Annotated in this window: 16 protein-coding genes; 6 read left to right on the forward strand and 10 right to left on the reverse strand. The window is 69.6% G+C overall.

All coding sequences use genetic code 11. From position 1 onward, the window contains the following. Nucleotides 1–223: 223 nt before the first annotated feature. The gene (locus DTS01S_RS02620; protein ID WP_026062923.1) at nucleotides 224–2,134 is read right to left on the reverse strand and encodes a bifunctional metallophosphatase/5'-nucleotidase; all 1,911 of its coding nucleotides are present in this window, start codon (nucleotides 2,132–2,134) and stop codon (nucleotides 224–226) included. A gap of 148 nt (nucleotides 2,135–2,282) precedes the next feature. Between DTS01S_RS02620 and DTS01S_RS02625 the strand changes: the two genes are divergently transcribed. Continuing rightward, the gene (locus DTS01S_RS02625) at nucleotides 2,283–4,802 is read left to right on the forward strand and encodes a heavy metal translocating P-type ATPase (protein WP_017407521.1); all 2,520 of its coding nucleotides are present in this window, start codon (nucleotides 2,283–2,285) and stop codon (nucleotides 4,800–4,802) included. 13 nt (nucleotides 4,803–4,815) lie between these two features. Here DTS01S_RS02625 and DTS01S_RS02630 read toward each other — a convergent pair whose 3' ends face one another. The 3 genes from DTS01S_RS02630 to DTS01S_RS30835 all read right to left on the reverse strand — a co-directional run bounded on the left by DTS01S_RS02630 (nucleotide 4,816) and on the right by DTS01S_RS30835 (nucleotide 6,800). Continuing rightward, nucleotides 4,816–5,520: a riboflavin synthase gene (locus DTS01S_RS02630; protein ID WP_017407522.1), complete on the reverse strand. Its 705-nt coding sequence runs from the start codon at nucleotides 5,518–5,520 to the stop codon at nucleotides 4,816–4,818. Between the two features lie 100 nt (nucleotides 5,521–5,620). Further along, nucleotides 5,621–6,496, reverse strand: a complete 876-nt coding sequence (locus tag DTS01S_RS02635; protein ID WP_026062924.1) for a hypothetical protein — start codon at nucleotides 6,494–6,496, stop codon at nucleotides 5,621–5,623. A gap of 154 nt (nucleotides 6,497–6,650) precedes the next feature. Continuing rightward, nucleotides 6,651–6,800 (reverse strand): hypothetical protein, encoded by a 150-nt coding sequence (locus DTS01S_RS30835; RefSeq protein ID WP_013800628.1) that lies wholly within the window; start codon nucleotides 6,798–6,800, stop codon nucleotides 6,651–6,653. A gap of 196 nt (nucleotides 6,801–6,996) precedes the next feature. Here DTS01S_RS30835 and DTS01S_RS02640 point away from each other — a divergent pair, with 196 nt between their 5' ends. Genes DTS01S_RS02640 through DTS01S_RS02650 form a run of 3 tightly spaced genes read left to right on the forward strand, consistent with a single transcriptional unit; the run spans nucleotide 6,997 to nucleotide 12,459 of the window. Continuing rightward, the gene (locus DTS01S_RS02640) at nucleotides 6,997–7,680 is read left to right on the forward strand and encodes a DUF2760 domain-containing protein (protein WP_016450853.1); all 684 of its coding nucleotides are present in this window, start codon (nucleotides 6,997–6,999) and stop codon (nucleotides 7,678–7,680) included. 2 nt (nucleotides 7,681–7,682) lie between these two features. Further along, nucleotides 7,683–9,548, forward strand: coding sequence for an Hsp70 family protein (locus DTS01S_RS02645; RefSeq protein WP_047326412.1), 1,866 nt, complete (start codon nucleotides 7,683–7,685; stop codon nucleotides 9,546–9,548). Nucleotides 9,549–9,606: 58 nt separating this feature from the next. Then, nucleotides 9,607–12,459 carry an Hsp70 family protein gene (locus DTS01S_RS02650; RefSeq protein WP_017406597.1) on the forward strand — a complete coding sequence of 951 codons (2,853 nt, stop codon included), beginning with the start codon at nucleotides 9,607–9,609 and terminating at the stop codon, nucleotides 12,457–12,459. Nucleotides 12,460–12,555: 96 nt separating this feature from the next. Here the strand turns inward: DTS01S_RS02650 and DTS01S_RS02655 are convergent, their stop codons facing one another. Next, entirely contained in the window at nucleotides 12,556–14,466 is a 1,911-nt protein-coding gene (locus DTS01S_RS02655) for a trypsin-like peptidase domain-containing protein (RefSeq protein WP_017406596.1), read from the reverse strand. 203 nt (nucleotides 14,467–14,669) lie between these two features. On the opposite strand from DTS01S_RS02655, the gene DTS01S_RS02660 reads away from it, so the two are divergent. Continuing rightward, nucleotides 14,670–16,112 carry an NAD-dependent succinate-semialdehyde dehydrogenase gene (locus tag DTS01S_RS02660; protein WP_017406595.1) on the forward strand — a complete coding sequence of 481 codons (1,443 nt, stop codon included), beginning with the start codon at nucleotides 14,670–14,672 and terminating at the stop codon, nucleotides 16,110–16,112. A gap of 44 nt (nucleotides 16,113–16,156) precedes the next feature. Here the strand turns inward: DTS01S_RS02660 and DTS01S_RS02665 are convergent, their stop codons facing one another. The 4 genes from DTS01S_RS02665 to DTS01S_RS02680 form a co-directional block, all read right to left on the reverse strand. Next, nucleotides 16,157–16,678, reverse strand: coding sequence for a GNAT family N-acetyltransferase (locus DTS01S_RS02665; protein ID WP_017406594.1), 522 nt, complete (start codon nucleotides 16,676–16,678; stop codon nucleotides 16,157–16,159). A 91-nt stretch (nucleotides 16,679–16,769) separates the two neighbouring features. Further along, nucleotides 16,770–18,755: an FUSC family protein gene (locus tag DTS01S_RS02670; RefSeq protein ID WP_061287307.1), complete on the reverse strand. Its 1,986-nt coding sequence runs from the start codon at nucleotides 18,753–18,755 to the stop codon at nucleotides 16,770–16,772. After that, entirely contained in the window at nucleotides 18,752–19,213 is a 462-nt protein-coding gene (locus tag DTS01S_RS02675; RefSeq protein ID WP_016448753.1) for a MarR family winged helix-turn-helix transcriptional regulator, read from the reverse strand. Before DTS01S_RS02675 ends, DTS01S_RS02670 begins: the two co-directional genes overlap by 4 nt. 157 nt (nucleotides 19,214–19,370) lie before the next feature. Continuing rightward, a complete protein-coding gene (locus DTS01S_RS02680) occupies nucleotides 19,371–20,453 on the reverse strand; it encodes a YeiH family protein (RefSeq protein WP_026062025.1) in 1,083 nt (360 codons plus the stop codon). A gap of 132 nt (nucleotides 20,454–20,585) precedes the next feature. On the opposite strand from DTS01S_RS02680, the gene DTS01S_RS02685 reads away from it, so the two are divergent. Then, nucleotides 20,586–21,491, forward strand: a complete 906-nt coding sequence (locus DTS01S_RS02685; RefSeq protein WP_016450860.1) for a LysR family transcriptional regulator — start codon at nucleotides 20,586–20,588, stop codon at nucleotides 21,489–21,491. Between the two features lie 7 nt (nucleotides 21,492–21,498). Here DTS01S_RS02685 and DTS01S_RS02690 read toward each other — a convergent pair whose 3' ends face one another. After that, entirely contained in the window at nucleotides 21,499–22,008 is a 510-nt protein-coding gene (locus DTS01S_RS02690) for a CreA family protein (protein ID WP_227469487.1), read from the reverse strand. Between the last annotated feature and the right edge of the window lie 48 nt (nucleotides 22,009–22,056).

Genomic DNA, 22,056 nt, shown 5'->3' on the forward strand with positions numbered 1-22,056 from the left:
AGTTCACGCAGCGAGTTCCGCAGCGAACCCCGCAACCGCCACGACGCAGGTTGCCCCGCAGCGAAGCGAAGGGGTCGCGGACATCCGGGTCGCCTTTGCTTTGCCTACTTTCCTTCGGCCGGCGTACCGGTGGCGAAACAAAGGAAAGTAGGTCGGCCGCCGGGCCGAGACTCGGCCTCGAAAAACACCCCCCGGCAGGGTCTCAAAAAAGAGCGTGAACTAATCAGCGCCCACCCTGAAAACTACGCGTGCTGTACAGATCCATCGGCAGCCGCGACAGCAGCGGCAGACCAGACACCGCATCCACCGGCTGCCTCTCGATGTAGTTGAAGAACACATCGGAATCGAGCACGCCAATGTCCAGACGGCGCGCATCAGGCACGGCCGCCAGCGTCTTGTAGCCGTCGCCACCCGTGGCATTGAAGCTCAGCACGAACAGCTTGTACGTGCGTGCCGTATCCAGCGGCTTCCACGTCTTGCTCGCGTTGTCATACACCTCGATGCCCGACACGCGCTGGCCGGCTGCCGCTGCCGCGTTCACGTCAAAGCGCAGGCCGCCCGTGTAGGGGTAGGGGCCGGTCGTGCCGCTGGGGCCGTAGACGGCCTGCAGGCCGTCCTCGAGCATGCCCTTGACTTCCGTGCCGGTGATGTCGAGGCGGAACAGCTTGTTGCCGAAGGGCAGGACCTGGATGACCTGGGCGGCCGTGACCTGGCCCAGCAGCGGGATGCGCACGCCGCCGCCGCTTTGCAGGGTGATGTCGGCGCCTCCGTAGTGGCGGTTGGCTTCTTCCAGGTAGGCCTGGGCCACGAGCTGCTGGATGTCGCCGCCGCGCACGCTGACGCTGCCTTCGGCATTGCATGCGGCGCTGGACTGGCTGTAGTTCATGGTGCCGACGCCGCCGGGCACGCGGCGCGAGCACAGTTCCCGGGGCACGGTGGCGACCTGCTTGAGGTTGAACTGGGCGACCTTGTCCTTGAAGGGCTGCAGCGCGGCGGTGGCCTTGGCCGAGGGCGTGGTCACGCGCAGCACGCCGGTGGCGGCGGCACTGGCCTTGAGGGCGGTCTTTTGCGCATCGGTGGCGGCCTTGCCGGCGACGGTGAAGCTGTCGCCGATCAGCACATGGGGCGTGCCCGTGCACTGGGTGACGCGGCCGTCGGCGTCGAACTGGACCTTGAGGTCGCCGACGACCTGGGCGTACTCCCAGGCCTGGACCACGCAGACGGGGCTGCCGTCCTTGTCTGTCAGGCGCGTGGGGTAGGCGCCGCCGGGCGTGCCCACGCCCGTGGTGTTGAGCACGTCGGGGCCGAGCAGGGTGTGCGAGTCGCCGCCCACGACCACGTCCACGCCGCTGAGCTTGGGCACGATCTGGCGGTCGTACTCATAGCCCACGTGGCTCATGACGATGATCTTGTTGATGCCCTTGGCGCGCAGCGCGTCGATTTCGCGCTGGGCTGCGGTGGCCTCGTCCTCGAAGGTGGTGTCGGCATCGGGGCTGGACGATGCCTTGGTCTTGCCCGCAATGGTCAGGCCGACGATGCCGATCTTCTGGCCGCCGCGCTCCACCACGGTGGAGGGGTTCACATAGCCGGGCGCCTTGGCCGCGTTCAGGGCCGAGTTGGCGCCAAAGCGCACGTTGGCGCTGAGCACGGGCGTCTTGCAGGTGCCGGCGCGCAGGCGGTCCAGGAAGGACTTGAGGCCGCTGTCGCCCTTGTCGAACTCGTGGTTGCCCAGCGTGAAGGCGTCAAAGCAGACGGTGTTCATGAGGGCGGCATCGGCCTCGCCGTCGGCGCCTGCGCGGTTGAAGTACAGCGTGCCGGTGAGCGCGTCGCCGGCATGCAGCTTGAGCACGTTGGGCGACTGCGTGGCCAGCTCCTCGATGGCCTGGGTCACGCGCGCAAAGCCTGCGGCGTCCACGGCCACGGCTTCGGCCTTGCCCGTGCCGGCGTCCAGCTGCAGGGTCTTGCTCTTGGACTCCAGCGTGGAGTGGTGATCGTTGATGTGCAGAATGCGCAGCTCCAGCGGCTGGCCTGCGGGCGTGTCGTTGCCGGAGCCGCCGCAACCGGCGATCAGGGCGGAGGCAGCCAGGGCCACGGCCAGCGGGCGCAGGGCGGGGCGATGGGAGGTCAAGGACATGAACGGGTTCTCTCTGTATCGGTTTGTCACGGCCGCCGATGCTGGGCAAGGCAGATGACATGGCGATGAAAGCGCCCTGCAGGGGGCTTGACCTTGACATGGTGGCAATCTCTAAAGTGCCTGCATGCGAGAACAAAGGAGTCAGGCAATGAATGCATCGACCAAGGCCGGCATGGCCATAGACCTGCCCGTTCAGGGCATGACCTGCGCCTCCTGCGTGGGGCGTGTGGAGCGCGCGCTCAAGAAGCTGCCGGGCGTGCAGGAAGCCGTGGTCAACCTGGCCACCGAAAAGGCCAGCATCCGCTTCGAGGGCGCGGCCGACCTGCCCGCCGCCATTGCAGCCATCGAGAAGGCCGGCTACGAAGTGCCCCAGTCCAGCGTGGAACTGGAAGTGGAGGGCATGACCTGCGCCTCCTGCGTGGGCCGCGTGGAGCGTGCGCTGAAAAAGGTGGAAGGCGTGCAATCGGCCAGCGTGAACCTGGCCACCGAGCGTGCAGTGGTGACGCTGGCTGGCAGTGCAGATGTGGCGGCCCTTGTGGCAGCTGTGCACAAGGCCGGGTACGAAGCGCGTCCGCTGGGCGCCAGCGCGAACCCGGCCAGTGAAGGCGGCGCAGCGCAGTCGCCGGCCGAAGACGGCACGGAGCAGCGCCAGGCGCGCGAGCGGGCCTCGCTCAAGCGCTCGCTGATCGTGGCCGCGGTGTTCGCGCTGCCGGTGTTCGTGCTGGAGATGGGCGGCCACATGGTGCCGGCCTTCCACCATTGGGTGGGGCAGGCCATCGGCACGCAGAACAGCTGGTACCTGCAGTGCCTGCTGTCGGCCATCGTGCTGTTCGGGCCGGGCCTGCGCTTTTTCCAGAAAGGCATTCCCGCGCTGCTGCGCGGCGCGCCCGACATGAATTCGCTGGTGGCCGTGGGCACCTCGGCGGCCTTTGCCTATTCGCTGGTGGCCACCTTCGTGCCGCAGTGGCTGCCGGCCGGCACGGTGAATGTGTATTACGAGGCGGCGGCCGTGATCGTGGCGCTGATCCTGCTGGGCCGCTTCATGGAGGCGCGCGCCAAGGGCAATACCTCCGAAGCCATCCGCCGCCTGGTGCGACTGCAGGCCAGGACGGCGCGCGTGCGCAAGGACGGCGCCGTGCAGGAGGTGGACATCGCCGCCGTGCGTGCGGGCGACACCATCGAGGTGCGGCCCGGCGAGCGCATTCCCGTCGATGGCGAGGTCATCGAGGGCAGCAGCTTCGTCGATGAATCCATGATCAGCGGCGAGCCCGTGCCGGTCGAGAAAACCCCGGGTGCCGAACTGGTCGGCGGCACGGTGAACCAGAACGGCGCGCTGGCCTTTCGCGCCACCAAGGTGGGCGCGGATACGCTGCTGGCGCAGATCATCCGCATGGTCGAGCAGGCCCAGGGCTCCAAGCTGCCCATACAGGCGCTGGTGGACCAGGTCACCATGTGGTTCGTGCCGGCCGTGATGGCCGTGGCCCTGCTGACCTTCGGCGCCTGGCTGGCCTGGGGGCCGTCGCCCGCACTGAGCTTTGCGCTGGTCAATGCCGTGGCCGTGCTCATCATCGCCTGCCCCTGCGCCATGGGCCTGGCCACGCCCACTTCCATCATGGTGGGCACGGGCCGGGCCGCGCAGATGGGCGTGCTGCTGCGCAAGGGCGAGGCGCTGCAGACCTTGAAAGACGCCCGCGTGGTGGCCGTGGACAAGACGGGCACGCTGACGCGCGGCCGCCCCGAGCTGACCGACCTGGTACTGGCCCCCGGCTTCGAGGGCGAGCGCAGCCGCGTGCTGGCGCTGGTGGCGGCCGTGGAGGACCGCTCCGAGCACCCGATTGCGCGCGCCATCGTGGATGCTGCCAAGGCCGAGGATCTGCCGCTGGGCGCCGTGGATCGCTTTGAATCGGTGACAGGCTTTGGCGTGCGCGCCCAGGTGGACGGCGTGCGCGTGGAGATCGGTGCCGACCGCTTCATGCGCGAATTGGGCCTGCAGGTGGATACGCTGGCAGACGAGGCCGCGCGCCTGGGCGACGAAGGCAAGACGCCGCTGTATGCCGCGGTGGACGGACGCCTGGCCGCCATGATCGCCGTGGCCGATCCCATCAAGGACAGCACGCCGGCCGCCATTGCCGCGCTGCACGCCTTGGGCCTGAAGGTGGCCATGATCACCGGAGACAACCGCCGCACGGCCGAGGCCATTGCGCGCCAGCTGGGCATCGACGAGGTGGTGGCCGAGGTGCTGCCCGGCGGCAAGGTCGATGCCGTCAAGCGCCTGAAGGCCGAGCATGGCACGCTGGCCTATGTGGGCGACGGCATCAACGACGCGCCGGCCCTGGCCGAGGCCGATGTGGGCCTGGCCATCGGCACGGGCACGGACATCGCCATCGAGGCGGCCGACGTGGTGCTGATGTCGGGCGACCTGGGCGGCGTGCCCAATGCGATCGCGCTGTCCAAGGCCACCATGGCCAACATCCGGCAGAACCTGTTCTGGGCCTTTGCCTACAACGTGGCCCTGATCCCCGTGGCCGCCGGCCTGCTGTACCCCGTCAACGGCACGCTGCTGTCGCCCGTGTTCGCGGCCGGTGCCATGGCGCTGTCCAGCGTCTTCGTGCTCAGCAATGCGCTGCGCCTGCGGCGTTTCAGTCCGCCGCTGGCGGCGGGGCGTTGAACGACGAAGGCAGTCAGCCGGGCAGCTTGGGGACGTCTATGAAGTCGTCCAGGCTCAGGCCCTTTTCTTTCAGCAGGGCCTCGAGCACGGGCTGCAGGCGGCCCAGGCTTTGCTGCACGGTCTCGCGCACCGTGTCCACCACGACCTGGGTGCTGCGGTCGATCTCCACATTGAGCAGGTCGCCCACGCCCTTGGAATCGAACACGGTCATGCGGCGCGTCTCGGGGATCAGCCAGACCTCGAACCAGCCGGCCTGGCGGTCCACCTCGGACACCGTGAGGCTGGCGCCGTTGATGGCGATGTAGCCCTTGGCGAACACGTAGTGGCGAAAGCCCTCGGGAATGCCGAAGCGGATGCGGTGGTTGGTGTCGCTGGAGGCCACTTCCAGCACGGGCGAGGTGAAGTCCACGTGGCCCGACAGCGGATGGCCGCCGATCTCGGCGCCGTCCTTTGCCGCGCGCTCCACATTGACGCGCCCGCCCACGGCATAGCCGCCCAGCGTGGTGATGTTCAGGCTTTGCAGCATCACATCGAACGTGGCGCGCGTGGGCGAGAGGATCTCCGTCACCGTCAGGCACACGCCGTCGGTGGAGACGCTGGCGCCGATGGCCAGGTCCTGGCAGAAGCCTTCGGGAAAGTCGAGGGTGAAGGTGCGCAGGCCGTTCTGGTCGCGCAGCGCGGCAATGCTTGCCACGGCCTGGATGATGCCGGTGAACACGATGTGGGATTCCTTGGGGCCGCCCGGGCGGCGGCGAAGCGGGTATTTTGCATCGCGGCGCTGCGCTGCGGGGGCGCAGGCCGGCGTGTCCCTGCGGGCATCAGGCCGGTGCTGCGGCCTCTTCCCACCAGCCGCTGAGCAGGGCGGGTGGGCGCTGCGCCGCATGCACCCAGGCACAGGACGGCCAGGCATCCTGCTGCACGTTCATGCCCGCATAGATGCCGTAGCCGGGGCCGGCCGCGATCTCGCCTTCGGCATGCAGGGTCTCGCCCGCGCGGATGCTGCAGGCCGCACGGATGTCGCCCAGCGCACGCATGCCCCAGTCCACCTCGATGTGGCTGCCGCCTTCCACGTCGGCGCCAGCGTACAGGCCGTGGCCCAGCTCGATCAGGCCGCTGGCGCGGATGCTGCCGCCCGCGCGCAGGCCCTTGCCGCAGCGGATGGCGCCCTGCACCTCGATGTCCTGGCCGGCCTGTGCCCCTCCGCCCAGGCGCAGGTCGGCGCCGCAGCGCAGCTCCCAGCCGGCGCGCACGTCTTCGGCGCGCAGTTCCTCGTGCACGTCCACGCTCCAGGCGGCCTTGACCAGGCCGCCGGCCTGCAGCGGGCCGCTGCAGAAGATGGCGCCGCCGCTGTGCAGGTCCTGGCCGGCCTCGATGCGTCCGGCGTGGATGCCGGCGCCGGCCTGCAGCGTGCGGCCAACGGCCAGCAGGCCGGGTACGCGCAGCTCGCCATGCACGACGACGCTGCCCGAGAACACCAGGGCATCGGCCTCCAGGTGATCGACCTCCAGCACGGCGTCGGTGGGTCCGAACTGGTTCATGAGCCAGCGCGCGTCCTCGACGCGGCCATCGCCCACCAGGGCATCGAGCACGCGCTGGTAGTCGTTGCCGTCATGGCGGTTGCGCACGAACCAGCGAAAGCCCGCCGCGCAGGGGCTTTTGGCACGCAGAAAGTTTTGGGAGAGTTCCATGTCCATCATCGGCTCCGGGGTCAAGGCGGCTGCGCCATGCGGCGGCGCGGCCGAAAAGGCGTGCAGGCCAGGGAGATGCGGGGCGTGGGCCGGCAGCTCCTGGCATGCGCTTCGCATGCGGGATTCGCTGCGGGGGCCGTGCGGGAAGCTGGGGTGGACCTCAGGCTTTCCGCACGGCGGCGGAAAGCAGGGCCGTGAAGCCGCACAGGCTGATGAAGGCCGTGGGCACGCCGTGCACGCGCTGCGGCCGCTGCGCGCGCAAGGCGGTGCAGCGGGTCGGGGCGTGGCGGAAAAGGCGTGTATGGGCCATGGACAGGGGCAGGAGCAGCCGCGATTATGCCGCGAGGCCATTTGCGCACGGGGGCATGGGGCCGTGTACAGGACGGGGCTTCGTTGCTTTGGGTAACATCACGGACCCTGCGGGCGCCCGGTGGAGGACCATCGGCGCCCGGTTGCCCTGCTGCGCGGCGATCGGCCCGGCAGGATCCTCTCGCCAAGAGAAGCCCATGAATTCCAAGACTCCCCCCTCGTTCCTGAGCCGCATCGCCATCGCGATCGGCAGTTTCTTCGCCATCCTCGGCAACGGCCGCCTGGCCGCCGATGTGTCCCGCCTGCGCGACGGCGAGCCGCTGGCCGCCGACGTGCCGCCGCCCGCACCCAAGGAGGTGCGCGTGGAGGTGCCCGTGGACCGGATCGTCGAGGTCCGCGTCGAGGTGCCTGTCGAGAAGGTGGTCGAGAAAGTGGTTGAAAAGCGTGTCGAGGTGCCGGTCGAGAAGATCGTCGAAAAGACCGTCGTGGAGCCGGCCGCACCCGCTGGCACCGCCGCCCTGCAGCTGCTGGGCCTGCTGCAGCGCGAGGCGCGCTTCGTGGACTTCGTGCAGGAAGACGTGGCCGGCTATGCCGACGCCGAGATCGGCGCCGCCGCGCGCGTGGTGCACGAAGGCTGCCGCAAGGTGCTGCGCGAGCATTTCAGCATCGCTCCCGTGCGTGCCGAGGCCGAAGGCAGCCGCGTCACGCTGGCCGCAGGCTTTGATGCCGCCGCCGTGCGCCTGACGGGCAACGTGGTCGGCCAGGCACCCTTCACGGGCACGCTGGGCCACCGCGGCTGGCGCGTGGACGATGTCCGCCTGCCCCAGCTCACCGATCACAAGGCCGCCGCCATCGTGGCCCAGGCCGAGGTGGAGCTGTGAGCATGGACCAGTCCCGTCAATCCTCCCAGGCGCGCTACAGCATCGGCATCGACCTGGGCACCACGCATTGCGCGCTCTCCTATGTGGACCGCCAGGCCAGCGATGGCGAGAAGGTGGAGCAGGGCGTGCTGGACATTCCCCAGCTCACCGGCCCCTCCAGCGTGGAGGCACGCCCGCTGCTGCCATCCTTCCTTTACCTGCCGCATGAAAGCGAGCTGACTGCGGCCGACATGGCCCTGCCCTGGGGCGCCAGCCAGGACTTCGTGGTGGGCGAGTTCGCGCGATCGCGCGGCGCGGCCACGCCGATACGGCTGGTCTCCAGCGCCAAGAGCTGGCTGTGCCATCCGGGCGTGGACCGCCGCTCGCCCCTGCTGCCGGCCGATGCGCCCGAAGAGGTGCACCGCGTCTCGCCGCTGACCGCCTCCATCCGCTACCTGTCGCACCTGCGCTGGGCCTGGGAGCAGGCCCATCCCGAGGCGCCGTTCGATGCCCAGGACGTGACGGTGACCATTCCTGCCTCGTTCGACCCGGCCGCGCGCGAGCTGACGGCCGAGGCCTGCCGCGCGGCGGGCTTCCAGAAGCTCACGCTGCTGGAGGAACCCCAGGCTGCGCTGTACAGCTGGATCCAGGCCAGCGGCGGCCAGTGGCGCAAGCAGGTACAAAGCGGCGAGATCATCCTCGTCGTGGACGTGGGCGGCGGCACTACCGACCTGTCGCTGATCGCCGTGCTGGAAAAGGACGGCGGCCTGGAGCTGCAGCGCGTGGCCGTGGGCGAGCACATCCTGCTGGGCGGCGACAACATGGACCTGGCCCTGGCCTACGGCGTGGCCCGCAAGCTGGCCCAGGAGGGCAAGCAGCTCGACGCCTGGCAGACCCGTGCCCTGGCCCATGGCTGCCGCCAGGCCAAGGAGCAACTGCTGGCCGATGCCACGCTGCAGTCCGTGCCCGTGGTCGTGCCCAGCCGGGGCAGCAAGCTCATCGGCGGCAGCATCCGCACCGAGGTCACGCGTGACGAGGTGCTGCAGATGCTGGTGGAAGGCTTCTTCCCGCGAGCAGCCGTCTCCGACAAGCCCCAGACCCGCGCGCGCGCCGCGCTGACCCAGCTGGGCCTGCCGTATGCGCAGGACGCGGCCGTCACGCGCCACCTGGCGGCCTTCCTCTCGCGCCAGGCCGGTGCCACCGAGCAGATCGAAGGCCTCCAGGGCACGCAGCCCGAGGGCGCGTCCTTCCTGCATCCCTCGGCCATCCTGTTCAACGGCGGCGTGCTCAAGGCGCCGCAGATCGAGCAGCGCATCCTGGAAGTCGTCAACGGCTGGCTGGCCGGCGAAGGCGCGCAACCTGCGCGCCTGCTGGATGGCGCCAACCTGGACCTGGCCGTGGCGCGCGGCGCCGCCTACTTCGGCCATGTGGCGGCTGCGGGCCGTGGCGTGCGCATCCGTGGCGGCACGGCGCAGAGCTATTACGTGGGCGTGGAAAGCAACATGCCCGCCATCCCCGGCATGGAGCCGCCCATCTCGGCCCTGTGCCTGGCGCCCTTCGGCATGGAAGAGGGCACCGAGGTGGCGCTGGACACGCAGGAATTCGGCCTGGTCGTGGGCGAGCCCGTGCGCCTGCGCTTTTTCGGCTCCTCCGTGCGCCGCGCCGACCAGGTCGGCACCGTGCTGGACTTCTGGGGCCCAGAGGAACTGGTCGAGCTGCAGGAGATCGAGGCCCACCTGCCCGCCGAAGGCCGTGCGCCCGGCGAGATCGTGCCCGTCACCCTGCATGCGCGCGTGACCGACATCGGCACGCTGGAACTCAACGCCGTGCCCGTGGGTGGTGACGAACGCTGGAAGGTGGAGTTCGACGTGCGGGCCGATGTAGCGTAGCCCGCCCCGGCGGCAGGCCCGGTCCGGGCCGCGCACCGTGCCCTGTATGACTGCCGATATGCCTGATACTGCCGCCCCCGCCTCCGCCACCCCCTTCGCTCCCGACGCCGCCCACATCGTGGGCATCGACCTGGGCACCAGCCACACCGTGGTGGCGCATGTGCCCGTGGGCGGCACGGCGGCCGACATCGCCTTGCTGCCCGTGGCGCAGCGTGTCTCGGCTGGCGAGGTCGCTGCCCAGGTGCTGCTGCCTTCTGCGCGCTACCAGGCGGCGCCCGGCGAACTGGGCGATGCCTGGCAGCAGCCCTGGGCGGCACTGGGCGCCGATGCGCAAGCGCCCGCTGTCAATGGCCGCTGGGCGCGTGATCTGGGCGCGGCCGTGCCGTCGCGCCTGGTGGCCAGTGCCAAGAGCTGGCTGTCGCACGCGGGCGTGGACCGCACGGCGGCCATCCTGCCCTGGGGCGCGCCCGAAGAGGTGGCCCGGCTGTCGCCGCTGCAGGCCTCGGCCAGTTACCTGGACCATGTGCGCCAAGCCTGGGACCGCGCCCACCCCGGCGCGCCGCTGCGGGACCAGCTGGTCGTGCTGACCGTGCCGGCCTCGTTCGACGAAGGCGCGCGCGCACTCACGCTGGAGGCCGCGCAGCTGGCCGGCCTGCCTGCAGTGCAATTGCTGGAGGAACCCAAGGCCGCCTTCCACGACTGGCTGGTGCTGCAGGGCGAGCATCTGGCGGCCGAGCTGGCGCACTGCCGCCTGGTGCTGGTGGTGGATGTGGGCGGCGGCACCACCGACCTGACCCTGATCCGCGTGCAGCCCGGTGAAGCTGGAGGCCTGCCCGTGCTGACACGCACGGCCGTGGGCGAGCACCTGATGCTGGGCGGCGACAACATGGACCTGGCGCTGGCCCATCGGCTGGAGCCGCAGTTCGCCCCGCCCGGCGAGCGTCTGCCCGCCGCACGCTTCGCCCAACTGGTGCAGCGCTGCCGCATGGCCAAGGAACAGTTGCTGGCCGACGATGCGCCCGAGTCCGTGGCCGTGACCCTGCTGGGCGGCGGATCGAAGCTGCTGGCGCAGACGCGCACGGCCACGCTGCGCCGCGACGAGGTGCGCGAGGCCGTGGTCGAAGGCTTCATGCCGCTGGCCGGCCTGCAGGATCTGCCCACCCGGCGCCAGGGCGCTTTGCGCGGCCTGGGGCTGCCCTATCCTGCCGATGCGGCGATCACACGGCACCTGGCGCAGTTCCTCGCGCAGCACGCGGCTGGGGAGTTGCCCGATGCGGTCCTGCTCAATGGCGGCGTCTTCCACGCCCATGCGCTGGCCCAGCGGCTGGTGGCGCAGCTGCAGGCCTGGCGCGGCCAGCCGCTGCGCCTGCTGCACAACCCGCATCCCGACTGGGCCGTTGCACGCGGCGCAGCGGCGCATGGCCTGGCCATGCATGTCCAGAGCCGTCCGTCTGAGGATCTGCCGGAATCGGAAGATGCCCGGACTGTGCCCGCCCCGGTACCGCGCATCGGCGGTGGCTCGCCGCGCAGCTACTGGCTGGTCCTGCCCGAGAAGGCGGGTGCCGCACCACAGGGCATCTGCCTGCTGCCGCGCGGCACGGAGGAGGGCGTGCGCATCGTGCTCTCCGGCCGGCGCTTTGCGTTGCGCCTGGGCCAGGCCGTGCGCTTTTCGCTGGTGGCCAACAGCCTGGCGGCGGCGCCTGCGCAGGCCGGCCGTATCGCGGCGCTCGACGGCGAGGGCTGGGTCGAGCTGCCCGCCCTGTCCACCGTGCTGCCCGCGCCCGAAGGCCGGGACAAGGCCCAGGTCGAAGTGCAACTGCAGGCCTGCATGACCGAGGTCGGCACGCTGGAGGTGCGCTGCGTGGCCGCCGACGATGCGCAGCGCCAGTGGCTGCTGCCGTTCAGCGTGCGTGGTGCGCTGGCCGCAGATGCGCAGGACACCGGCGATCGTTCTGCCCGGCAGGGCCGGCTGGCGGACGCCGTGGCCCTGATCGAGCGCATCTTCGGCAGCCAGGCCCAGGAGGTGACGGCCAAGGAGGTCCGCCAGCTGCGCCAGTCGCTGGAGCGACGTCTGGGCCCGCGCGAGGACTGGGACCTGCCGCTGCTGCGCGCACTGTTCGACGCCTTGCTGGCCCGCGCCAGGCGCCGCCGCCGCACGGCCGAGCACGAGCGCGTCTGGCTGAACCTGGCAGGCTGGTGCCTGCGCCCCGGCGTGGGCGCCGAGCTGGACGGCTGGCGCATGCAGCAGGTCTGGCAACTGCATGGCCAGGGCCTGGGCCATGGCGGTGAGGCGGCCAACCGCACCGAATGGTGGGTCTTCTGGCGCCGCGTGGCCGCGGGCCTGGACGAGGCCCGGCAGATGGAGCTGCTGGAAGAGGTTGCCGGCCACATGCAAAAGGCCGTGCAGCAGTCCACGCAGCGCAGCCAGGGCAAGTCCGCCCATGGCAGCTACGACGACATGCTGCGCCTGTTCGCCGCCATGGAAGCTGTGCCCTGGCAGTACCGCCAGGAAATGGGCCAGTGGATGCTGCAGCGGCTGAAGCACCCCGGTGAATCCGTGCAGACCTGGTGGGCCATAGGCCGGCTGGCCGCGCGCATGCCGCTGGCCGCCAACGCCCACCGCGTCATGCCGCCCGAGGCTGCGCAGGAGTTCCTGGACGCCACCCTGGCCCAGGACTGGCGTCGCAATGAAACCGCCATGTTCGCCGCCGTGCAGATGGCCCGCATGACGGGCGACCGTGCGCTGGACCTGTCCGATGCCCAGCGCGCCCTGGTGCTGGAGCGGTTGCGCGGCGCCGGTGCACCGCAGCGCTGGATCGACCTGGTGGAACAGGTCCAGCAGATGGACGCCCAGGATGCGAAGCGCAGCTTTGGGGATAGCCTGCCCCCGGGGCTGGTGCTGGTGGGGTGAGTGTGGTTGTTCAAAAAGAAGGCCCCGCAGTGCGGGGCCTTCTTTTTGGGGAGGCACTGCAGCAAGGGCAGTGCGCTGTGCCGGGTAGTGCTGGGCTTATTGCGATGTCCAGACGTAATAGGCGATGCCTTCGTTGCGGAAGCGGGCAAAGGTGGCGATCACATAGTCGCGTTCGCTGGCATTGGCCGTGTAGAAGTGGGCACCGGAGTCCAGGTTGTAGAACCGGTATACGGGAACGCTGCCAGCGACGGCATTCTTTTGCGCGTACCAGGTGGGGCCTTCGTAGTTGAAACGGGCAAAGGTCTGCAGAACGTAGTCACGTTCGCTTTCATTGATGGTGTAGAAGTGCGCGCCCGAGTCCTGGTTGTAGAAGCGAAATACCGGGCTCAGGTCCTGCCGGGGCTGGGCAGATGCATAGAACGCCACGTTCTCGTACTGGAACTCAGGGAGTTTGGCGATCACGAAATCCCGCTCGGCCACGCTGCCCGTATAGAAGTGGGCGCCGGTGCTCGCGTTGTAGAAGCGGTACACAGGGCTGCGTGCGGCGGTTGTGCTGGCTGCCAGCCACTTCTGGATGGCGGGGAACAACAGGTCAAAGCGCCCGTAGATCGAGGTGCCGCCAGATGCTGGGCAGGTTTGATCATCACCCCCGTAGAGCGTGCCCGCCAGCCGCCCCTGCAGGAACAGGCCCGAGCCACTGCTGCCCGGCTGCGTCAGCCCCTGGTTCCAGGTCACAAGGTTGAAGCCGCCGTTGCCCTTGCTGTCGTTGGCGCAAAGCATTGTGCCTTCACTCGACGGCTCGCATGCGACCGAGCCATAGACCGTGCCGAAGCTGATCTTTTGCAGGTCGCCACGGGGATGGTGTATGCCCGCGACGCTGGCATTGCTCGTCAGCGTCTGCGTGGTCCAGCCGGAGAAGACTGCGCCAGCGGGAGGTGTGTCGTTGAGGCGCATCAGGGCACCGTCATAGGTGGCCGTCGCATAGAGCAGGGTCGCGCCGTTGCGGAGGACCTTGCTCCCCGATGACAGGGTGCGGCTGTTGCACGAGGGCGTGCGGTAGAACCACGAGGTCTCCAGCGTTGAAGCCACGGTCTGGTTGCTGATGCAGTGGTTGGCCGTGACGAAGTAGGGGGTGCCGGAGCTTGCCGTGTCGTTGAGCAGGGTGCCGGAGCACACGTAACCCATGCCATCCTTGATGTAGAGCATACGGGCCACTGCGTTGCGTTGCGCGCTGTAGTCGTCGTAGCAGGTGGAGTCGAGATGGCAGGACAGGGACTCGTTGAGCTGGGCAGAGAACTGCATTTCGCTTTCCAGCGGAAGCGAGAGGTTCTCGTGCACATGCATCACGCGCGGAATGGCGATGCGCAGCGTCTCGGCGGGTGTGCCTGGCGGAAGTTCGATTTCCAGCGTCACCTCGTCGCCGCCCGTGTCCGGCGTCCACCAGGTGCGGGCATCGGCGCTTTTGTCGCCAGCGTCCAGGTTGGTCTGCAGTATCTGCAGGATGCGCTGGCCGGCGATTTCGTAGGCGCCTGCGCGATTGCCTTGCGCGTAGATGCGCAGCAGCGCGCTGCCAGGCAGCTGATTCATTTCCACGCCCAGGCGGATGCCGTAGGCACCTTCCGAGCGCACGCTGATGGCAGCCACGTGCCCGCCAGAGGCGGTGGGGCTCCATTGCAACTGTGATGCCAGCGCGTCCGCCGTGGCTGTGCCTGCACTCAGCCGTTGTGCGCCCACCTGCATCGCGCCGCCAGCGGGCGCCGATGCCGCGCGGTATTCCTGCCAGGCGCCCAGCTCCACGCGCAGCGGCGTGACTTCGGCGATGGCGGCCTGGCTGCGCGCGGCCAGGAATTCCCGGGGTGTGTTCAAGGGCTGGACATGGTGATCCACGCTCATGATGGGGGCGGCGCCCTCCTGCCCCCATGCCAGCCCCAGGCTGCCGGCCAGGGCGAGCGCCAGCGCGACGCTGCGCAAGCCCCTGCGCGCAGTGGTGTCGAAAAGATCGGTCATGAGCTCCCTCTCAACGGATTGGTGGATATTGCGAAACCCGGGCATTTTAGGTGTTGTGTGCGTGACAGCCCGGTGACGGCAGGGCCGTCCGGCGCTTCCTAGAATGGTCGCTGCGCTGCAGCGGCAGCCGGGTGCGGACACTGCGAGCGCCGTGCCTGCCCCACACATCTGCCCCCTGTCATCTACCAAGGATCTGATCCAGCATGAGCCACTCCTACTCCGACACCCAACTCCTGATCGACGGCCAATGGCAGGACGCCGCCAGCGGCAGGAAGATTCCCGTGCGCAATCCGGCCAGCGGCGAGGTCATCGGCCATGTGGCCCATGCCGACGTGGCCGACCTGGACCGTGCGCTGGCCGCCGCTCAGCGCGGCTTCGAGACCTGGCGCAAGGTCTCCGCCCATGAGCGCGGAGCCGCCATGCGCCGTGCCGCAGCCCTGCTCAAGGAGCGGGCCGACGAGATCGCTGCCCTGCTGACGCAGGAGCAGGGCAAGCCGCTGGCCGAGGCCAAGGGCGAGATCCTGGCCGGCGTGGGCATCATCGAATGGTTTGCCGACGAGGCGCTGCGCGTGTATGGCCGCATCGTGCCCTCGCGCCGTCCCGAGGTGCAGCAGCTGGTGATCAAGGAGCCCGTGGGTCCCGTGGCCGCCTTCACGCCCTGGAACTTCCCCGTCAACCAGATCGTGCGCAAGATCGGCGCGGCGCTGGCCACGGGCTGCTCCTTCCTGTGCAAGGCGCCCGAGGAAACGCCGGCCGCGCCTGCCGCCCTGTTCAAGTGCTTTGTCGATGCCGGCGTGCCCGCCGGGGTGGTGGGCCTGGTGTTCGGCGATCCGGCCCAGATTTCCTCCTACCTGATCGCCCATCCCGTGATCCGCAAGGTCACGTTCACGGGTTCCACGCCCGTGGGCAAGCAGCTGGCGGCGCTGGCCGGCCAGCACATGAAGCGCTCGACCATGGAGCTGGGCGGCCACGCGCCGGTCATCGTGGCCGAGGATGCCGACGTGGCGCTGGCCGTCAAGGCGGCGGGTGCGGCCAAGTTCCGCAATGCAGGCCAGGTCTGTATCTCGCCCACGCGCTTTCTGGTGCACAACAGCGTGCGCGAGGAGTTCACACGCGCCATGGTGGCGCATGCCGAAGGCCTCAAGGTCGGCGATGGCCTGGTGCAGGGCACGCAGATGGGCCCGCTGGCCAATCCGCGCCGCGTCACCGCACTGGCCCATTTCATCGAGGACGCGCAAAAGCAGGGCGCCAAGCTGCTCACGGGCGGCGGCTCCCTGGGCGACAAGGGCAACTACTTTGCACCCACGGTGCTGGGCGATGTGCCGCTGAGCGCCGAGATCTTCAACCAGGAGCCTTTCGGCCCCGTGGCTGCCATCCGCGGCTTCGACGATCTGGGCGATGCCATCGCCGAGGCCAACCGCCTGTCCTATGGCTTGGCCGCCTATGCGTTCACGCGCTCCATCAAGACCGCTCACCAGCTGGCGCAGCAGGTCGAGGCCGGCATGCTGTGGATCAACCAGCCGGCCGTGGCCTCGGCCGAGATGCCGTTCGGCGGCATCAAGGACTCGGGCTACGGCTCCGAAGGCGGCCCCGAGGCGCTGGAGGCCTACCTGGTCTCCAAGGCCGTGTCCATTGCCGCCGTGTGATCATGGCCGGCTGAACGATGAACGGCCCCTGAGGGGGCCGTTTTTCATGGGTGCGGCTTGCGCGCTGGAATGCGGTAGATGACGGCCGCGTACTTGGGCCGCTGCTGCTGCTCCACGACGACTCCGCCCAATCCTTCGGCGATGCGCCGGCTGGCCGTGTTGGCCTCGGCCACCGGGTAGCTGAAGGACTGCGGGGCGAAGGTTTCCGCGGCCCAGGCGGCCAGGGCGGCAACGGCCTCGCGGCCATGGCCCTGGCCATGCGCGTCCTCGCGTATCCAGATGCCGAGTTCGGGCTCGGCATCGCGCGCGCGGTGCAGGCCCAGCAGGCCGGTGAATCGGCCTGACGCGCGCTCGCGCAGCGTGAAGTTGAAGTCCGTGCCGGCTGCGATCTCCCGCAGCCATCCGCGCCAGACCGCCTCGAAATCGGCAGGCGCCGATGGCGGCTCGAACGACAGGTAGCGCGTCAACGTGGGCGTGATGCAGGCAAAGGCCTCATCGGCATCGGCGGCAGTGAAGGGGCGCAGCGCCAGGCGCTGTGAGGTGATGGTGGTGTCGCTCCACGACATGGATGCTTTCCTTGCAACAGGGGGACAGGGAGCGTGGGGCGCTGCCGGCCTGGGCCGGCCTTAGCCGTTCATTCTGGCATGGGTCCGTGCTTCAGCCGGCATTGCGGAAGAAGGCTTCGTGCTGCGCGATCTCATGCGCGGCATGGCGCAGCAGGCGGGCCTGGTCGGGGTGGCGTTCGGCCACGCGCTGCGCCAGCGCGCGCAAAAGCGGCGGGCACTGGCCGGGGGACTGCTGCAGCCGCTGCAGGCGCAGCAGCGCGGCGCGCACGGCGCGGGCCGTGCCGTCGCCCAGCGCGGCTTCCTCGGACAGCTGGTGCAGCGCCTGGATGGCGCGGCCCACATGCAGGGCGGCCAGGCCGCACTCGGCCGCCTGCGCGCCCAGCTGTCCTCCGGCCTGCTCCGACATGCGCACCAGGCGCAGCAGCCGGTGGTACAGGCGGGCGCGCCAGATGCGGCCATCGCGCGCATGGCCGGGCGTGGCGGCCATGTCCTGCAGTTCGTGGACCATCATGGAGCGCAGGCCCTGCAGCCGTCCCTGCAGCGTGACCGGCAGGATGAATCGGTAGGCAGCCCAGCCGGCCAGCGGCCCGGACACCACGGCCAGGCCCAGGGCCAGCGCATGGCCGAAGCTGGCCGTCTGCGGGTAGTGGGGCTGCAGCAGGAGCAGCAGCACCATGTTGCAGTCATAGCCCGACAGCATGGTGCGCTGGTGGGAGAACAGCAGCGCGCCCACGAAGACGAAGGGCAGCATCAGCCACACCAGGCCCGCCTGGCTGCCGGCGAACGGCCAGACCAGCCACTGGCAGGCCAGGGCCACGAGCACGCCCATGGCCTGGCCCAGGGTCACATGGCGCATGGTGGCCGAAGGGTTCTCGAAGCCCGAGAACACGGTCAGCATGATGGACATGCCCAGCAGCATGTAGGCGCCGCCGCTCCAGCCCGAGGCCACCCACAGCAGGCCCACGATGGCGATGGCCGCGCTGGCGCGCAGCATGGCGCGGCGCGCGCCCAGCCAGTCGCTGTGCAGCACCACCGGCCATTGGCGCGCGCGGTGGCCGGGCGGCAGCGCCACGTCGTGGGTGGCGGCCAGGTGGGCCTGCAGCGCAAAGCCCATCGGGGCCAGCATGTCGGCCGCGCCGGGCCAGGTTGCGGCGGACTCGCGTGCGCGTACCAGGGCCGCCGCGGCCTCGTGCAACTGCACGCGCGTCTCCAGCGCCACGGCGGCTTCGCGCAGCGCCTGCGCGGCGGCCAGGGCCTGCGCGTCGCCAAAGGCCGCAGGCGGCTCCTGCGATGGTGCATCGCGCAGCCACAGCAGGGCCGAGATCTGGGCATTCATGAGCCGGCGCAGCGCGTGCACGGCCTCGCGCGAGCGCTGCGATCCTGCGGCGTGCGGGTCCAGCCCCTCCTCGATCACCGCCATGGCCAGCAGGCGGGCGGCGATCTCCTGCGAGCCCAGTGACGAACGGCCGCGCGCCTGCAGGCTGTCGGCCAGATCGCGCAGCAGCCGGGCAAACAGCTGGCGTACCTCGGCATTGCCGGGAATGCCGCTGCCCTTGGGCGTGAACAGCCAGCCCACGAGCAAGGCTGCGAACACGCCGGTCAGCGCGGTGAACAGCCGGTCCCAGCCCAGCGCGAAGACCTGCTCGGGATGGGCGAAGTCCAGCAGCGCCACCATGGCTGCCGAATAGCCGGCCAGCATGGTGCCGTAGGCCACGAAGCTGCGCTGCAGATTGCCCACGCCCGCACACAGGCCCAGCCAGACGGCCAGGCCCAGCACCAGCCACAGCAGATTGCCCTGGGCCAGCAGCACCAGGCCCACGCCCACGGCCGTGCCGGCCACGGTGCCTGCGACCCGGAAAAAGCTTTTCTCGACCAGTTGCCCGCGCAGCGGCTGGGATGCGGCCCAGGTGGCCATGGCGGCCCACTGCGGATGCTCCAGCCCCAGCTGCCAGGCGGCCAGCAAGGCCAGGCAGGCGGCGAAGGCCGTGCGCAGGTGCTGGCGCAGGCGCACGGGGTCGAAACCCCAGCGGGCCGAGGCCTGCAGCAGGCGGCCATAGGCATCGTGGAGGGCGCTCATGGCGCGCCTTCCGTGCGCAGCGCGCCCATGCGCGCCTGGATCTTGGCCATGCCGGCCAGCATGGCCTCGACCTCGGCATCGTCCAGGTCCTGCAGCATGGCCAGCTCGGCCTGCAGCATGGTGGCGCGCACGCGGTCCACGGCGCCGTTGCCTTCATCGGTCAGGAAGATGCGCTTGCTGCGCCGGTCACCGGGGTCGGCGCGGCGCTCCACCCATCCATGGCCTTCCAGAATATCGAGCAGGCGCACCAGGCTGGAGCCATCCAGCCCCACGCGCTCGGCCAGTTCCTTTTGCGTGACGCCATCGCCCCAGGCGCGCAGGTGGATCAGCGGCGCCCAGGTGGCGTCGGTCAGGCCGTCGGCCAGCAGTTGTTCCTCGACCTGGCGGCGCCATTGGCGTACCAGGGTGACCATGAGAAAGCCGAGACGGGCGCGGGGAGGGGCAGAGGCAAAGGACATGCCTCGATTATCTTTGTGGTTCAATTAATTTGCATTGCAAATTAATTGTGCCTGCATTTTATTTAAGGGTATTCCCTTGTTCTGGAAGGCAGGCCGTCCATGAAAAAGGCCCTGCGAGACGATGCCTCGCAGGGCCGGTCGATGGATGCTGGCAGCTTCAGAGCAGGCCGGGCACCCAGCGGTTGAAGAGCAGGCCCGCCACCAGAAGCCATGCGAACAGCAAGGCGGCCAGCAGCAGGGGCTTCGTGCCTGCGGCACGCACGGCGCGGACATGGGTGGTCAGGCCCAGGGCCGCCATGGCCACGGCCAGCAGCGCGTTGTCCAGCTGCACGCCCACCTGCACCACGGCAGCGGGCAGCACGCCCAGCGAGTTCACGCCGGCCATGGCGACGAAGCCCAGCGCGAACCAGGGAATGGTGATGCGGCGCGGCTGGCCGTCGCTCATCTGGCTGCTGCGGTTGCCGCGCGCCACCGCCATGGACAGCAGCAGCAGGAAGGGGGCGAGCATCATCACGCGCACCATCTTGGAGATCACGGCCACGTCGGCGGCTTCGGGCGCAATGGCTTCGCCGGCGGCCACGACCTGGGCCACCTCATGCACGGTGGAGCCCACGTACAGCCCGTACTGCGCGGGCGACATGTCCAGCCAGCCGTGGGCGGCGTTCCAGTGGAACAGCGCGGGGTAGAGAAAGGTGCCCACGGTGCCGAAGACCACCACGGTGGCCACGGCCACGGCCACGTCTTCGGCACGTCCCTTGATCACGGGTTCGGTGGCCAGCACGGCAGCGGCGCCGCAGATGGAGCTGCCCGCGCCGATCAGCACCGTGGTGCGCGCATCCAGCCCGAAGACGCGGCGGCCCAGCCACTGCGCCAGCAAGAAGGTGCTACCCAGCACCAGGGCATCGACCACCACGCCGGCCATGCCCACATGGCCTATGTCCTGGAAGGTCAGCCGCAGGCCGTAGAGCACGATGCCCGCGCGCAGCAGGCGCTGCTTGGCCAGGCCCACGCCGGCATGGCAGCTGGGCGCCAGGCGCGGATAGACGGTGTTGCCGATGACGAGGCCGATGCAGATGGCCAGCGTGAGCGCGCTCAGACCCGAGCCGGCCAGCAGGGGCTGGCGTGCGCCCCAGGTGGCGGCTGCGGCAATGGCGCCTGCCAGCAGCAGGCCGGGCGCAAGCTCGGTCAAATGGCGAAGCCAGCCAGGGAGGGAGGAGCGTGGGAGGGAAGTGGTGTTCATGGTGCCTGCGCGCCGCGTCAGGAGCGCGGTGCATGGGAGGCACTTTAGATTTCTTGGCTATATTCGTATAACGAATAGTTTTTGTAGCATCAACCGGGGAAACAGGTTGATGCCTCGTCCAGACTGCACGCCATGCTGCACCTCACTCTGCGCCAACTTGAAATCTTCTGCGCCGTTGCCCAGGCCGGCTCCACCGTGGCGGCGGCCGATGCCGTGGCCCTGTCGCAGTCGGCCACCAGCGCCGCGCTGCAGCAGCTGGAGCAGGCCATGGGCGCCCAGCTGTTCGAGCGCGTGGGCCGGCGGCTGGCGCTCAACGACGCGGGGCGCGCCCTGCTGCCCGAGGCGCTGGCGCTGCTGGAGCAGGCCAGGGGCATAGAGCAGGCGTTTTCGGTGCGGGCCGCCAGCCTGCCCGTGCGTCTGCGCGTGGCAGCCAGCACCACCATAGGCACCTATGCGCTGCCGGCCGTGCTCGCGCACCTGGCGCGCAGCCATCCGCACCTGAGCGTGGACCTGCAGATCGCCAACACGCGCGAGGTGGGCCAGGCCGTGGAATCGCTGGACGTGGACCTGGGCCTGATCGAGGGCACCAGCCACTGGCCCGGGCTGGAGGTCGAGCCCTGGATGCGCGACGAACTCGTCATCGTGGCCGCAGCACAGGACCCGCTGGTGCAGGCTGCCGGCCAGCGCCCGCTGGGCGTGGCGGCGCTGCGCGGTGCGCGCTGGCTGCTGCGCGAGCCGGGCTCGGGCACGCGCGAGATGGTGGAGCATGCCTTGCTGCCGCATCTGCACCAGCTGCCGGCCGCCGCCACGCTGGGCAGTTCGGAGGCGATTGCGCGCTGCGTGGCGCAGGGCCTGGGCGTCAGCTGCCTGTCGCGCGTGCTGGTGCAGGCCCTGGTCGCCTCGGGAGAGCTGGCCGTGCTGCCGACCACGCTGCCGCGCATGTGGCGCGATTTCTCGCTGGTGCAGCGGGCAGGCAAGCGCCGCTCGCCGGCGCTGGCGGCCTTCGTGCAGGCCTGCAGGTCCCAGGCGCAGGAATGAGCCCAGGCTACTTTTGCAGCGGTATCGGCGTGTTGCGCGGCACGGGCACGGCCGTGACGCTGTTCTGCGGCGAGCCTTCGATCACGCGGTCCGAGTAGGTCATGTAGACCAGGGTGTTGCGCTGCGCATCGACCATGCGCACCACGCGCAGGCGCTTGAACAGCAGCGAGATGCGTTCGGTAAACACCTCGTCCTGCTGCTTGAGCGGCGCAGGGATCTGGATGGGTCCGGTCTGCACGCAGCTGATCGAGGCTTCGGCGCGGTCCTCGGCCAGGCCCAGCCCGCCCTTGATGCCGCCGGTCTTGGCGCGCGAGACATAGCAGGTCACGCCCGCCACCTTGGGATCGTCATAGGCATCGACCACGATCTTGTGGTCCGGGCCTATGAACTTGAACACCGTGTCCACCGCGCCCACCTGCTCGGCGCGCGCACCGCAGGCGCCCAGCAGCAGCGTGGCCAGAGCGGCCGTGAGCAAGGCCCGGCCTCGCGGGAAATACTTCGCACTGGGTTTGATCATGGCGTTGCGTATGAGAGTGGCGCGGCCCAACTCAGGGACACCGAGGAA

Origin of the sequence: Delftia tsuruhatensis NBRC 16741, from assembly GCF_001571325.1 — a bacterium.
GTDB lineage: Bacteria > Pseudomonadota > Gammaproteobacteria > Burkholderiales > Burkholderiaceae_C > Comamonas > Comamonas tsuruhatensis.

Bases quoted from the DNA above. Each gene is read 5' to 3' on its own strand.
- DTS01S_RS02620 (WP_026062923.1), bottom strand. From the start codon at position 2,134: ATGTCCTTGACCTCCCATCGCCCCGCCCTGCGCCCGCTGGCCGTGGCC.
- DTS01S_RS02625 (WP_017407521.1), top strand. From the start codon at position 2,283: ATGAATGCATCGACCAAGGCCGGCATGGCCATAGACCTGCCCGTTCAG.
- DTS01S_RS02635 (WP_026062924.1), bottom strand. From the start codon at position 6,496: ATGGACATGGAACTCTCCCAAAACTTTCTGCGTGCCAAAAGCCCCTGC.
- DTS01S_RS30835 (WP_013800628.1), bottom strand. From the start codon at position 6,800: ATGGCCCATACACGCCTTTTCCGCCACGCCCCGACCCGCTGCACCGCC.
- DTS01S_RS02640 (WP_016450853.1), top strand. From the start codon at position 6,997: ATGAATTCCAAGACTCCCCCCTCGTTCCTGAGCCGCATCGCCATCGCG.
- DTS01S_RS02645 (WP_047326412.1), top strand. From the start codon at position 7,683: ATGGACCAGTCCCGTCAATCCTCCCAGGCGCGCTACAGCATCGGCATC.
- DTS01S_RS02650 (WP_017406597.1), top strand. From the start codon at position 9,607: ATGCCTGATACTGCCGCCCCCGCCTCCGCCACCCCCTTCGCTCCCGAC.
- DTS01S_RS02655 (WP_017406596.1), bottom strand. From the start codon at position 14,466: ATGACCGATCTTTTCGACACCACTGCGCGCAGGGGCTTGCGCAGCGTC.
- DTS01S_RS02660 (WP_017406595.1), top strand. From the start codon at position 14,670: ATGAGCCACTCCTACTCCGACACCCAACTCCTGATCGACGGCCAATGG.
- DTS01S_RS02665 (WP_017406594.1), bottom strand. From the start codon at position 16,678: ATGTCGTGGAGCGACACCACCATCACCTCACAGCGCCTGGCGCTGCGC.
- DTS01S_RS02670 (WP_061287307.1), bottom strand. From the start codon at position 18,755: ATGAGCGCCCTCCACGATGCCTATGGCCGCCTGCTGCAGGCCTCGGCC.
- DTS01S_RS02675 (WP_016448753.1), bottom strand. From the start codon at position 19,213: ATGTCCTTTGCCTCTGCCCCTCCCCGCGCCCGTCTCGGCTTTCTCATG.
- DTS01S_RS02680 (WP_026062025.1), bottom strand. From the start codon at position 20,453: ATGAACACCACTTCCCTCCCACGCTCCTCCCTCCCTGGCTGGCTTCGC.
- DTS01S_RS02685 (WP_016450860.1), top strand. From the start codon at position 20,586: ATGCTGCACCTCACTCTGCGCCAACTTGAAATCTTCTGCGCCGTTGCC.
- DTS01S_RS02690 (WP_227469487.1), bottom strand. From the start codon at position 22,008: ATGATCAAACCCAGTGCGAAGTATTTCCCGCGAGGCCGGGCCTTGCTC.